This is a genomic window from Ruminococcus flavefaciens (assembly GCF_900119075.1).
Lineage (GTDB): Bacteria > Bacillota > Clostridia > Oscillospirales > Ruminococcaceae > Ruminococcus > Ruminococcus flavefaciens_Q.
Window position 1 is genome coordinate 75,789 of sequence record NZ_FPIP01000001.1, and the last position, 14,105, is coordinate 89,893.

General features: G+C 48.5%; 9 protein-coding genes and 1 pseudogene. 2 read left to right on the forward strand and 8 right to left on the reverse strand.

Annotated elements, in window-relative coordinates; all coding sequences use genetic code 11:
- Nucleotides 1-306 precede the first annotated feature (306 nt).
- Nucleotides 307-732, forward strand: coding sequence for a hypothetical protein (locus tag BT105_RS00315; protein ID WP_072298897.1), 426 nt, complete (start codon nucleotides 307-309; stop codon nucleotides 730-732).
- A 55-nt stretch (nucleotides 733-787) separates the two neighbouring features.
- Here the strand turns inward: BT105_RS00315 and BT105_RS00320 are convergent, their stop codons facing one another.
- On the reverse strand, nucleotides 788-1,138 hold the full coding sequence (locus BT105_RS00320; RefSeq protein WP_143186516.1) for a hypothetical protein: 351 nt from the start codon (nucleotides 1,136-1,138) through the stop codon (nucleotides 788-790).
- Between the two features lie 48 nt (nucleotides 1,139-1,186).
- Between BT105_RS00320 and BT105_RS15405 the strand changes: the two are divergent.
- Nucleotides 1,187-1,828, forward strand: a pseudogene (locus BT105_RS15405) (phage portal protein); the annotation flags it as partial.
- Nucleotides 1,829-2,244: 416 nt separating this feature from the next.
- Here the strand turns inward: BT105_RS15405 and BT105_RS00330 are convergent.
- The 7 genes from BT105_RS00330 to BT105_RS00360 all read right to left on the reverse strand — a co-directional run bounded on the left by BT105_RS00330 (nucleotide 2,245) and on the right by BT105_RS00360 (nucleotide 13,837).
- The gene (locus BT105_RS00330) at nucleotides 2,245-3,540 is read right to left on the reverse strand and encodes a hypothetical protein (protein WP_072298899.1); all 1,296 of its coding nucleotides are present in this window, start codon (nucleotides 3,538-3,540) and stop codon (nucleotides 2,245-2,247) included.
- Nucleotides 3,541-3,902: 362 nt separating this feature from the next.
- Nucleotides 3,903-5,261: a 23S rRNA (uracil(1939)-C(5))-methyltransferase RlmD gene (gene rlmD, locus BT105_RS00335; protein ID WP_072298900.1), complete on the reverse strand. Its 1,359-nt coding sequence runs from the start codon at nucleotides 5,259-5,261 to the stop codon at nucleotides 3,903-3,905.
- A complete protein-coding gene (gene hemZ, locus BT105_RS00340; protein ID WP_081367739.1) occupies nucleotides 5,225-6,703 on the reverse strand; it encodes a coproporphyrinogen dehydrogenase HemZ in 1,479 nt (492 codons plus the stop codon). Before hemZ ends, rlmD begins: the two co-directional genes overlap by 37 nt.
- Nucleotides 6,690-7,334, reverse strand: coding sequence for an MBL fold metallo-hydrolase (locus BT105_RS00345; RefSeq protein ID WP_072298901.1), 645 nt, complete (start codon nucleotides 7,332-7,334; stop codon nucleotides 6,690-6,692). Before BT105_RS00345 ends, hemZ begins: the two co-directional genes overlap by 14 nt.
- Before the next feature lie 11 nt (nucleotides 7,335-7,345).
- A complete protein-coding gene (locus BT105_RS00350; protein ID WP_143186518.1) occupies nucleotides 7,346-9,643 on the reverse strand; it encodes a RelA/SpoT family protein in 2,298 nt (765 codons plus the stop codon).
- Between the two features lie 26 nt (nucleotides 9,644-9,669).
- Nucleotides 9,670-11,694 carry a single-stranded-DNA-specific exonuclease RecJ gene (recJ, locus tag BT105_RS00355; protein WP_072298902.1) on the reverse strand — a complete coding sequence of 675 codons (2,025 nt, stop codon included), beginning with the start codon at nucleotides 11,692-11,694 and terminating at the stop codon, nucleotides 9,670-9,672.
- 220 nt (nucleotides 11,695-11,914) lie between these two features.
- Nucleotides 11,915-13,837, reverse strand: a complete 1,923-nt coding sequence (locus BT105_RS00360) for a GGDEF domain-containing protein (protein ID WP_072298903.1) — start codon at nucleotides 13,835-13,837, stop codon at nucleotides 11,915-11,917.
- Between the last annotated feature and the right edge of the window lie 268 nt (nucleotides 13,838-14,105).

The following is a 14,105-nucleotide window of genomic DNA, read 5'->3' on the forward strand; positions in this document are numbered from 1 at the left end:
AAATCTCTGCGGACTATCCTCAGGAAGACCGGCGCCCCCTCTCACGCACAAAAAGGCAGGTTCAAACGCCCTATTAACCCCCTCGGATATTTTTTAGAGCCGAAATCCCAGTGATTCCGCACTTTTTATGATTATACAGCACAGCCGCCTATATGTCAATATCTGGAGGCGCTGTAATATGCACAAATATCGGAAAATCCTCCCCGCACATATTCTCCGTATTACAGTATTGCTATCTGTGAGGTTCAGAGTTAATATGTAACTACGATAAAAACCGCATCAGCGGCAAACACAGGAGGTCACATTATGAATATCAAGTTCAATATTGAGAAGAGCGAGCGCAAGGCACTGGCACAGAAGATCGGCGAACTTGCTGAGATGGACGTCCGCTACTGCGGTGTTCCGAGCTGTGCCTACGAGATCGGGTTCTTCACCCTGAGCAAGGATGCGGTGCTTTCCTTCGCAGACCGCATGGACACTGAGGTCATCGAGAAGGTGCTGGACGGACTTGACAAGGCAGGCTACACTTCCGAGGACGAGCCGGAAACCCTGACGATTTCAATGCCGAGGGACTTCTTCACGGAGCAGTCGATGAATAATCTGCTCCAGCTCATCGCCAACAAGGAAACGCTCCTGAAGCACCTTGAGGATCAGATTCTCGACTGGGAGAGCGACGGCATCCGGGTGGATGCACAAGACCTCGAAGATTACTGCGCAAACGGTGACATCTGAAACAGAACAGCCCTTCCGGAGGACGGAGGGGCTGTCTTACATATAATATGAATACTCATTCATTACCAAGCATCACGGCTTCTTTTAGTGTGATCCTTCCTTTATCGATAGATTCTTGTAAAAGACCATTATTTTGAGATTTCTCAAGTAGTTCACGATATTCCGGCTTGCTGAGTTTATGAACCACTGTTTCAGAACCAATAGCACCAGAAGAAGAAACGACATATTTTGTGATACATAGCAGGTCACCACTTTTGGAAATACCGACAAAAACATCTGAATCCGAATAATCATGACTAATATGTACTGCAAACAGGATTCGATATTCTATTGATTTATCATACAGTCGTGTCATCTTATTATTTCCTTTCATCCCGATATACTGCGGACATTCCTCGCTTTTCATTATTATATCACAAGCCCATACAAAAAGTCAACGAGAGGAGTGATGAACATGGGCATTTTCAGCGGACTGTTCCGGTCGAGGGACAAGCCGAAGGACAGCTACGATTCGCCGTCCTACAGTTATTTCTTCGGGCGGACACACGCAGGCAAGCGTGTCAACGATCGCACGGCAATGCAGATCATCGCAGTTTATGCCTGTGTGAGAGTGCTGTCGGAGGCAATTGCACAATTGCCGCTGCACGTTTACCAATACACCGATAACGGAAAAGAGCGAGTGCCGATGCACCCGCTTTATTTTTTGCTGCATGACCAGCCGAATCCCGAAATGACATCCTTCGTTTTCCGGGAAACGCTCATGGCGCACCTGCTGATCTACGGGAACGCCTATGCACAGATCATCCGCAACGGTCGCGGTGAGGTGCTGGGGCTGTATCCACTGATTCCGGACAAGGTGCGTGTTGATCGTGACGACCACGGCAGGCTCATTTACCGCTACAGCCGATACGACGAACACAACCCGAATTTCAGGCAGCAGGGCGAGATCATTCTGCCGATGGAACAGGTGCTGCATATTCCGGGACTGGGCTTTGACGGCTTGGTCGGATACAGCCCCATTGCAATGGCGAAAAACGCCATCGGGCTTGCGGTCGCCTGCGATGAATACGGCGCATCGTTTTTTGCAAACGGCGCATGCCTCATCAAGAATCCTGACTTCCACATCAAATGTCCAGTCATCGATTGCAAGGGAAGAATTGTATATCTGTCATGGATTCTCCTCTGCATTGACCTCCAGCATTGTACCATCAGTCAGATAAATCGTATAATCCAGATCGATTGTAACAATTCCTTTCACATTGCCAAGTACAGGATGTGTAATCCTTTCAATCTCCAGTTTTTTTCGTATGAAAGAATTGCTTTGATAAAGCTCATTGAAAAAGAAATGATTATTCTCATCGCTGGGAAGATAGAACCAGTCTTTGTCTCCAACGATGATTGTCTGGTCAAGTTCATACCAAGCTGCAGTCCATTTCAGGATCATGTCAGCGACTCCTTTCTGTCTGCATGAATAACGGATTCATTATGGATTCTGATATCAAATCTGAATGCTCAGATGCTGATATCCGTTACAACCCATTCATTTTCCTCAAGCGGATAGGTGCTGCCGCAGAACGGGCAGACTTTGACCTTTGCCGCATCGAAACTTGCACTGCAGGACGGACAGGTTACAGCCATGACAGAAAAACCAAGATCGATAGGTTTTTTGATAACTTTTCGCAGACTCATGCGGATCTTGTCGGACTCGCGGATGATTTTGCCGCTGCGGTAATGCAGACTGTCGGTATAAAAGGTAAGAGAAACATCACAAACACCGTCCCTGATGCTGTATTTATCCACGCCGGAATTATAGTAAGTAATATCCACGATCTCACGCAGTTTATCCGGGATCGGCTTGTCGCAATGGCAGATGGTCAATTCCTGGGGATTCTGGCTGTAGAGCATGAATTTCAGAAGAGACATGGACTTGTCACGAAAGTATTCTGTTGAAAAAGATGGATCAAGCGTATGCATCTTATTACAAAATATCAGGGATTTCATCATTTTACTGCCGCCACGAGCATTCTTACCTAGCATTTTTACTGAGCCTATACTATTTGCAATATACCACGCACCGGCACCAAATATAGCGCCGGGAATAATGCTTCCCAATATACTGAATGCGCTGTCGATCAAAAGGCGCGGGTTGTCCAATTTCCCATTGAAGGCATTGAACAGCGTTGATACAATGGTAACTGCAAGAAAGAAACCGGTACAGCAAACGATATATTTTTTGAGTTGTTTCTTGTCAAAGACAGCCTTGCTGTCTTCCTTAATGAAGAAATGCATAACCTTCGGATACAGTTCATCCATGAGGAATTTTGTGTTACAGAATTCACATCCGGATTCGAGCTTACCAATAGTAGATGGCGCACCGCAGTTCGGACAGCTCATCGCAGTATCAGGAGACGGAACGCTGCCCTCTTTTGGATCCTGCATGATAATGGTCAGCTCGCCCTCAGCGTCACTGCTGAAGATCTCATTCCCGGAATTGCTGATCTTCGTGGTGATGTGCCTGCCTGCGCCGATGATCGAATTCACAAAGACGCTGTCACCGTAGGTTAGCACCCCTGTGCTTCCATTGTCCGCGTCCGGGTTCCTGAACTGTATCTGCATATCCAGTCCGAGTGACTGGAGTTTCTGTTTTTGCAGTTCCAGTGTAAAGCGAGTGTCCTGACTGGCAAGCCCGGGTGTCTTTCCATCGCAGTACCAGTCGGAAAGCTGTTTAGCAAAACGCTGAAAATGCTGTTTCATTTCATGGCCGTTTGAGTTGTTGTTGTTGTTATTGTTCATTCCATATTCTTCCATAATGTCATTTCCTCCATTCCCTGCTTGGGGGGGTGAAGCACAATTCAAGCTGTTTTGAGTATTAAAACATTTCTAAGCACTCAACCCTATCCCTCAATCGCAATTTTTGATTAGCACGATTTTTCTCTATTTTTCGGAATTTTTAAAGAGTGACAGCATTTCTGCACACTTAAAAGTTACAAACAGCAGTTTTAAGCACAAAAAATCGAGTGCTTAAAAAGACTGTTTATATCGCGAGTGCGCCGAAATGCTGTCTGTATCTCTTTAGGTGATATTACGTGTTCCCGCATACAGAAAATGAGTGCTTATTTTGGTTGTTTACTGAACTGCAAAATGCCAATTATCCGCGATAAATCGGCATTTTAGGATTTCTTCCTTGACAGCAGAACTACGCACTCAACGTGTCCTGTTTTCGGGAACAGGTCAACGCCGCAGATCTTATCTGCGCTGTAGCCGCGCTCCGAGAGGAGCTTGGCGTCTCTCGCGGCAGTAGCAGGATTGCAGGATATCATGACTATCTTCCGCGGAGCAGCCTCCGTCATGACGTCGATAGTTTCGGGAGAGCAGCCTTTTCGCGGCGGATCCACAACGATTATATCGGGCTTGCAGCCCTGTTTGCGTAGCTTTCCGAAAACCTCTCCTGCGTCGCCGCAGTGGAACTCAGCATTGGCGATATTATTGCGGAGAGCATTTTTCTTTGCGTTTTCAACGGCTTGTGGAACTATTTCCACGCCAACTATCTTATCCGCCTGTTTAGCCATGGAAAGTCCTATCGTGCCTGCGCCGCAGTAAAGGTCAGCGATGACTTCGCTGCTTTCGGGAGCTGCGTATTCAAGCGCCTTTCCGTAGAGCCTTTCAGCCTGCACGGTATTGACCTGATAAAAGGACAGGGGAGATATCTCCACTGTGTTTCCGCACATTGTATCGGAGATAGTATCGCTGCCCCATAAAGTCACGCATTCATCGCCGAGAATGACGTTGGTCTTTTTTGAGTTTATATTCATGACGATACTTTTTATATCGCCGAATTTTTCGGTAAGAGCCCTGCATAGAGCGTTGAGCTGTCTCGATATATCCTTGCGCACGACAAGACACATCATTATCTCTCCAGAGTGAGCTCCTCTGCGGAGGTAGATATGGCGGATAATGCCTGTATTAGTTTCCTCGTTGTAGACCGACAGCTTCCTGTCGTTTATGTAGTCAAGGACAGCTTTTATTATCTCGCTGAAAACCTCGGGCTGCAAAGCGCAGTCCTCGACGGGTATGACTCTGTGGCTTCGGGGAGCGTAAAATCCGCAGACAGCCCTGCCGTCCTGCACTGCAAGAGGGTACTGAGCCTTATTGCGGTAGCGCTCGGTAGTCTCAGCGCCGAGAAAGCAGTCAAACTTCGGAGAAAGTCCGCCTATGCGCTCAAAGGCGTCGCGGACGATGTCGTTTTTGGTTCGGCATTCAGCCTCGTAGGAGATATGCCTCAGCAGACAGCCGCCGCACTTCTTGTACACGGGGCAGTTATTCTCAATACGGTCGGGAGAGGGGGTGATAAGCTTCTCGGTAATTCCGAAAGCATAGCTTTTCAGCACCTTCACTATCCTTATCTCACAGACGTCGCCTACAGCGGTCTCAGGTACGAAAACTGCCATGCCCTCGATGCGGCAGACGCCGCTGCCCTCTGAGGTCAGCCCTGTTATCTCGGCTGTATGGACTTGATTTTTTTCAAGCATTCCGTGATCTCCTCTTTTTTCTCCATGAGCTTGTCGAAGCTTTTTATGTACTCATATGGAAATTTGTAATTGTGTATGCGTTCTATCCTGTTGCCTGCATAGAGCAGCTTTGTTGAAGCGGCACAGCCTGCGCCGAGAATTGTCTGAGTTTCGTCCATGATGAAGATGTTGTAATAGCTCTCGAAGCCCTTTTTGGCGTAGCCCACGTTTTCAAGATTGTCCACTGTGTTCTTCTGACGGTACATATAGTAGGGCAGATAGCCGTGTGACATAAGTGTGGGTATGCTGTAGTCCACCATTTCAGCCGCAGGATTTGCGTTATTGGCATTGCCCTGCGCAAAGAGCGTAGCCGAGCGCTTTATAGTCAGGGTATGGACTGTAATGCTCTCGGGGTCAAGTTCTATCATTCGGTCAAGGGTGTTGCGGAAACTCTCCGCAGACTCTGTTGGCAGACCTGCTATAAGGTCGGTATTGATGTTTGTGAAGCCCACCTTACGGGCAAGCTCAAAGGCTTTTACAGCGTCCTCGCCAGAGTGTTTTCTGCCGATGACCTTCAGCACCTCGTCGTTGAGTGTCTGAGGGTTTACGGAGATACGCTCCGCACCGAGCTCTTTGATAACGCGGAGCTTTTCCTCGGTGATGGTGTCGGGACGGCCTGCTTCAACGCTGTACTCGCGGACTTTGGTTAGGTCAAAGTTCTTCTCAACAGCCTCCATGATAGTGCGGAGCTCCTGTGCTGACACAGAAGTAGGAGTACCGCCGCCGAAGTAGATAGTGTCTATCTTGGTGTCGGTCTCCTTGACTATTTTACCAAGTATAGCAAGCTCCCTGCAGAGTGCTTCGATGTATTGCGGCATGAGTTTTATAGCCGAGTCCATAGAATGAGATACGAATGAGCAGTAGCTGCATCTTGTAGGGCAGAATGGTATCGAAACGTAGAGACTTGCGGCAGTGCCGTCTATCTTATCCAGTATTGGCAGCTGGTTTATCGCCGTATCATAGGCGAGCTGCAGCTTCTTGTCCTGTATCTCGTACTTGTCTTTAAGTCGGCGGAATATCTCGTCCTTGGGGACGTTCTCACGTATGAGCTCCACTACTTTTTTCACGGGACGTATGCCTGTCATAAGTCCCCATGGCGGAACTATTCCCGTCTTATCGGAGAGGATATGGAACAGTATCCTGCAAAGCTCATGCTCCTTATTCTGAGACTGGTCAGCAACAGCTTCACGCACCTCGGGAGCTTCTCCATTGAGCTTTACCTCAACGCGGAGCCTGTCGCCGTCAACCTCGGCAATGACGTACTCGTCGCCAACAGCTTCTTCACGGGATTCGCCGAAGCTGTACCTCGCTGTGCTGAAAAAGAGCTTCATGGTAGCTTCGACTTCGTATTTAAAAGAATTGCCGATGAGTATTATCGGCATTTTAGTCTCATTGTTCGTCATTTTTGCCTCTGAATGGTCTCATATAGGGGTTGGATTCACGCTCATAATCGAGAGTTGTGCTCTCGTTGTGACCTGGATAGACCTTGTAGTCTCCCACAAGATTGTACAGCTTGTTCACGGAGTAGGTCATGGCTGCGGAGGAGCTGTCGGGGAAATCAGTCCTGCCGACGGAGCAGCAGAAAAGGGTATCGCCCGAGAATATGACATCGCCGCAGATGTAGCACACGCTTCCCTGTGAATGTCCGGGGGTATGGAGCACACGGAATGTGCATTCGCCGTCGTTTATGAAGCAGTCGCCGTAAACGCAGGTCCAGTCTGTAACAGGAGTGAACGTAAAGAACGACATATTTGATGCCAGCGAATCCGTGGCGCTGGTGAGCATATGAGCGTCCAGCTCGTGAATGTATATCTCAGCGCCCGTAGCCTTGTGTACCTCCTCTGCGCCGCCGATGTGGTCGAAGTGACCGTGGGTGAGGAGTATCTTTGTAAGGCGGAGCTTCTTCATTTTAAGAAACTCCAGAAGCAGACGGCTGTCGCCGCCGATATCAACTGCCACACAGCGTCCCGGGGCAGTTTCAATTATATAGCAGTTTGAACGGAGAGGTCCAAGCTGTAAATGATGAATTTTCATGTGTTTACTCCTTAAATAGCGGCTCTCTCAACGGAGATGACGCCCTTTATCTTTCTGAGCTTCTCAAAGAGGTTCTTGAGCTGCTCGGTGCTGGAAATAACGATAGTACCCTCAAAGAGAGCGTTGCCGTTTTTGAGGACTCTCGAAGCGGAATGAACGATAGGCACTCTTGCTTCAAGGAGAACTGCGGATATATCGTATACAAGACCAACACGGTCTGTAGCTGTTACCTCAAAGCTGGTCTGGAGCTGTGTATCGCTGTTGTCAGTCCACTGGATATCAACCCAGCGGTCGAGCTCCTCGGGATTGTTTCTGGCAAGAGCCGCCTTGTAGTTGGTACAGTTTGTGGTGTGTACGGAAACTCCGTAGCCGCGTGTGATAAAGCCTATGATATCATCGCCGGGGAGAGGATTGCAGCACTGGGCGAACTTTATGAGCATATCGTCTATCTGGTCAAGGATAATACTGCTCCTGCCGTTTGGCTTTGGCTTTATGAGCGGGATTACAGAGGGCTCGTCCTCCTTTTCGTAGAGCTTCTCGTACTTGTCTTTAAGGCGGGGTATCATCTTTGAGAGGAGTATACCGCCGTAGCCTATGGAAGCGTAGAAGTCGTCAAGAGTCTCGCAGTTATGGCGCTTGAAGTCGTCCTGCAGGAACTCTGTGTACTGCTCCTCCTTGAGGTTTATCCTGTGGCGCTTGAATTCGCGCTCCAGCTGTGCCTTACCCTCGACGATATTTTCCTCGCGGCGCTCTTTCTTGAACCATGAGCGTATCTTTGAGCGAGCTTCATTGGTCTGTACTATATTCAGCCATGCACGGTTAGGTCCCTTTTCGGGGTCCTTGCTGGTGATTATCTCGCATATCTGTCCTGTCTGGAGCTTGTAATCGAGAGGTACTATCCTGCCGTCTACCTTGGCGCCTACGGTTTTGTGACCTATTTCCGTATGGATACGGTAGGCGAAGTCGATAACAGTTGAGTTTATAGGCAGGCTTACGGACATACCCTTCGGAGTCATGATTACTATGTCCTCGGGATCAAGGTCTGTCTTGATTATGCGGACAATTTCCTCAACGTCGTCGGAGGTCTGCTGTGCCTCGATGACCTGACGCACCCATGCAAGACGCTGTTCCATTTTGTCCTTGCCCTGTATGCCCTCCTTGTACTTCCAGTGAGCGGCGATACCGTATTCAGCGGTCTCGTGCATATCCCATGTTCGTATCTGCACCTCAAAGGGGATCCCCTCCTTGCCGAGAACAGTTGTGTGGAGAGACTGGTACATATTGTTCTTAGGTGTTGAGATATAGTCCTTGAAGCGGTTGGGCAGGGGCTTGAACATATCGTGGATAAGGCCGAGAACGTTGTAGCACTCGGCAATAGTGGTAACTATGATACGGACTGCATATTTATCGTATATTTCGTCGATATCCTTGTGTCCGATGAATATTTTGCGGTATATGCTGTAAATGCTCTTTACACGTCCGTCTATCTGAGGAGGCTGTGTAAATTCCTCGGACTTGAAGCGCTGAGCGATACGGCTCTTGATTATCTCGATGAAGGCTTCGCGCTCTTCCTTTTTGTTTTCGAGAATGCTTTCGATTTCGGAATAAGCATAGGGATCGAGATAGTGGAAAGCGAGGTCCTGAAGCTCCTCCTTCATGGCTCTGATACCGAGACGGTGAGCTATAGGTGCGTAGATGTTCATTGTTTCGAGAGCTGTATTGCGCTGTTTTTCAAGCGGACGGTATTTCAGTGTACGCATATTGTGGAGACGGTCACTGAGCTTGATTATCATTACGCGGATATCCTGAGACATGGCAAGGAGTATCTTTCGGATATTCTCAGCCTGCTGTTCCTCTTTTGTGGAGGTTGGGATCTTGCTCAGCTTTGTAACGCCGTCCACCAGCAGGGCAACGTCCTGACCAAAGCGCTTTTTCAGGTCATCAAGAGTTGCGTCGGTGTCCTCAACTACATCGTGGAGCAGGGCAGCGCAGATAGTATCCGTGTCCATGCCGAGCTCCAAGAGAGTATAGGCAACTGCAAGAGGGTGGGTGATATAGGGCTGTCCCGAGGAGCGGACCTGTCCCTCGTGAGCCTTTGCGGCAAACTCGTAAGCCGAGATTATCTTGCTCAGGTCATACTGTTTGTCGTCGGTAAGTATCTTCTGAATTATCTTCTCAATAGTGAAATTATCGTTGAAATCAGGGATATCGCTGAGAAGCTCCTTTGGATCCTCGGGGAGAGCTGACTCGGGTATTGGCACTTCCACCTCGTGATGCATGAGATTTGATACATTCATGTTGTCGGGCATATCTATTCTCCTTTATCTATGGCAGTTCAGCCGAGCCTGCTTCTGAGAGACACAAGCACGGGAGCTGAATCAAGGTCGGCTTTCTGAGTGACCTTGACTCTTTTTATCTTTGATTCAGCGCTTGACACCGTAACGAGCCCCAGCTGTCTGAGAGCTTCTGCGGCGGCGCAGAATTTGCAGTAATTTATGTTGGGATCATTGAGCTTTATGTACAGGGTATCCGTACATATGCCCTGATCGGGTATGGACTTGTATATCTTCACCACGTCGTCCCTTTTGGGGTACATATGCGAGTAGTAGTTCTTGGGGAGCTCCTCGCCGCGGAGAAAGGCTTCAAAGGCTGAAAGCGCCGCGAAGTATTTGCTCTGCTCAAAGCCGTGGGGACGGATATCGCTGACGATGATATTGGGCGATATGTTTCCGCGGAACTCGTTTACTCCGAGGGTGACTATCATGTCGCAGATGTCGCCCTTTGAGACTATGAGCTCCTCGGGAGACTTCCTGAATACCAGCGCCTCTGCTTGTGTGAAGCCAACTTTTATTCTTAGTTTTGAGTGGGCGCCGTCAGACAGGGGGATTATATCCAGAATCTGCGCGTTTTCAATATAGTAGAGGGGCTTTTCATTGTCTGTGCCGAAGGGCTCCAGCAGGTCAAGTCCCTGTATGTTCTGTATGTTCAGCTCCTGAGGAGTCAGGGGAGCGTCGGCTTTCAGCTCTGAAACAGGCATGGTCCTGTGATTTTCAAGAGCATACTTTTCAAGAAGCTCCGCAAACTTGTCCGCCATGCCGCTTTTTATGGTGAAGCCTCCTGCGGCAGGGTGTCCGCCGAACTTTTCAAGCACCTCGGAGCAGGCGGTCAGTGCGCCGAATACCGAAAACTCTCCGAATGAACGTGCCGAGCCGCGGAGCTCGCCCTCGCTTTCCGAAGCGATGAAGCAGGGCTTGCCGAAGTGCTCTACGATACGTGAGGCAACAATGCCGATAACGCCGTGGTGCCAGTCCTTGCCGCACAGGAAGATAACTCTTCCGCGGACAAGGTCGGGCTTTTCATCTATCATTGCAAATATATCCGAAACAATGGCATTTTCAGCGTCCTTGCGCATATTGTTCAGCTTGTCCAGCTCTCGGGCGGCTGTCATTGCTTCGTCATAGTCCTCGCAGAGAAAAAGCTCTGCCGCTGTTTTCGGAGAGCCGAAGCGTCCTGCGGCGTTTATCCGCGGAGCTATGCCAAAGCCGATAGACTGGGTGTTCACGGGCTTATCCGCAAGACCGCATACCTCTTTGAGAGCCATGAGTGCAGGTCTGTCAGTATTGCTTATGAGCTCCATGCCGTAGGAAACAAGGAAACGGTTCTCGCCTGTAAGGCTTACTATATCGGCAACTGTAGCGATAGCGGCAAGGTCGCCGAACTGCTCTAGCGCCATAGTGTAGTCGCCGCCGTCAAGAGCAGCAACCAGTTTAAGTGCCAGTCCTGCGCCGCACATATTCTTGAATGTGGAAAAGCAGTCGTGACGGTGGGGATCAACTATAGCCTCAGCCTTGGGGAGCTGTTCACCCTGCTGGTGGTGGTCGGTAATGACGAGCTTCATACCCATAGCATAGATGTACTCAGCCTCGGGGATAGCCGATATTCCGTTGTCCACGGTGACTATCAGGGTTGCTCCGTCGTCGGATATCTTATCCACGGCTTTCATATTGAGACCGTAGCCCTCGGAGCGCTCGGGGATATAATAAGTAACGTCCGCCCCCGCTTCTGCAAGATAGGAATACAGAATGACTGTAGACATTACGCCGTCGCAGTCGTAATCGCCGTAGATACAGATACGCTCGCCGTTTTCAATGGCTGAGTTTATGGTATCCGCAGCCTCCTGCATATCCTTTATGAGAAAGGGATCGGACAATTCGTCCGTATTCAGGCTCTCCACTACTGATTCGGGAGAGGAATAGCCCTTTGCTGCCAGTGCGGAAGCCGCAAGTGAGGTAACTCCGCAGCTCAGCATAAGAGCAGAGACCGTTTTTTTGTCGGGAACGCCGACGGTCCATTTTTTCATACAATGACTCCTAAAGATATATTTAGTCTATTATACCACAAATGGGAGTTTTTTTCAATAGGAAAGCGTCAAAAAAATCAAGAACTAAGAATGTAGGAGCACACAGTGTGCGCCCGAAAACATGAAAATGCGAAAAAATGGGCGAACACTGTTCACTCCTAAACAAAAAATTACGAATTATGTATGAAAAAACCGCAGCATTTGCTGCGGTTTTGAAAACTTATGCGTAGCGGAGAAGCTTCTTTTTGCGCTTTACATCGTACATCTTCTGGTCAGCCTCTGTTACGAAGCGGAAAATATCCTCTCCCTTTTTCGGAGCAGCTATGACGTAGCCCGTACTTGCGCTGAGAATAAATGGATTAAAGCCTGTATCATTGACTTTGTTGATGTTCTCCTGTATGGTTTTTGTCAGCTTTTTTGCCATATCCTCGGTATAATCAGCGCCGAATACTATAAACTCGTCGCCGCCGAATCGGCAGAATATCTCGCCGCCCTGACAGGAGTCCACAAGCACGTCCGCAATGCTGCATATAGCCTTGTCGCCTGTGCTGTGACCGTAGGTGTCGTTAATGACCTTAAGTCCGTCAAGGTCGATGAACATGAGCATGATATCGCGGTGCTTTTCCGCGCAGTCCCTGTAGATGTCCTCAGTTGCCTGCATGAAGCCGTTTCGGTTGAATATGCCCGAGAACGTATCCATGGTATAGAGGCTGCCGAGGCGTTTTACTGCGTATTCAAGGCACATGAGCTTTCTGATGTTCTCAAGTGAGTTTGAAATATTTATACAGAATGTCTCGAACATTATATTCTGAAGGGGCAGGCGAGTGCTCCTGATGACCATGTAGCCGAGACAGCGCTCTCCGAAATGCAGGGGATTTATGAAGTAAAGCTTGCCGTCTTTGCCGCTGTCGGCGACAGGCGGTAAGATGTCCTGTGAACGTATACGGCAGCATTCGTGGAATTCGCCGTTATTGTACGCTATCGGGACTATCACGTAGTCGGTATATGCCATTGGTACGGCTCTGCGCTGCTTATGCCTGCTTGTTGAGCGGTCGACGTCATTCTCCGAATCCCAGTTCTCGCAGAGACAGAAGTAGAACTCGTCGGGGTGTATCTCAACGGCGATACGCTTCAAGGAAGCTATATAGTCGTCGAAATTGCTGCAAGCAAGAAGCTGTGTTGACATTTTGTTCAGCACTGACATATAAGTCTGTATGCTCTCGAAATTGGAGAAATTGCGGTAATTGAGCTCCTTGAGCTTGCTGACGTCCGAAAGGGCGTTGTGTCCGCAGCCGCAGCTCTCCGTGAATCTCGTGGACATATTCAGTATGACATTTCTTTCCTGAGCAATGCCGTTTAAATGGTTGTACAGCATCTGGCAGGCGAGCTCGCCTGACTGCTCCAGCGGTCTCTCAACGGAGGTGAGCTCCATCTGGTAATTATGGCTGTTGTATGTGTTATCAAAGCCTGTTACCGCCACGTCCTCGGGAACTCTAAGTCCGTGTGACATGAGCGTAGTTATGGCAGAAGCCGCCATTACGTCGTTTGCGCAGATGATAGCTTCGGGAAGCTCAGGCAGCTCCTCGAGGAACTGCTCAACGGCAGCCTTGCCCGAGGGAGCGCGGAAGTCTCCGTAGGCAATAGCCTTATCTGCTATCTCAAGACCGTTCTCTTCCAGAACAGTGCGGAATGCGGCAAGTCTGTCGGAGCTTTCGGGATTGTCGGTAGGTCCCGAGATATAGGCGAATTTTTTGTAATGATGTACGTCTATCATATGCTCGGTGATGACGCGCATGGCGTCATTGTTGTCGATACCGATATGATAGAAGTCTTCAAGGTCGTTGTCGATGCTTACGGCAGGTATGTCTGCTATAGCAATGCGTTCGAGTATATCGTTTACGACGACCTGATGTGAAAGTGTGTTGGTCAGCAGTATAGCTCCGTTAAAATCGGAGAAATCAGGGAGATTGAACACGTTGAACTCTCCCATGTCGTGACGCGGATTATCCATGTCGCCGCTGAATGAGGTGAAAACAGAGACGTTAAGACCGTATTTTTCAGCACCTGTTGATATACCGCTGATGATAGCGCTCTGGTAGCTCTGTCCGATTTCTTCAATAATGACCGCTATCTTATAGCTCAATGACAATACCCCCTTTTGATTTTTTGTTCTACGAATGAATGGTTTCTCTTTTTATAAATGCGGAATATAGCATATAACTATTTTACTACAAATTATATAAAAAATCAATAGATTTTTATTATAATTTTTATTGGATATATTCACGCTTTATTAATATTCGTCAGGATATCGTTAAATCGAAGTTAAATATTATTACCATTGAAGTCGAAAAGACGAAAAATCTTCGGGATTTTTGGATAATTTATCAGATTTGCCGAAATTGAATGGT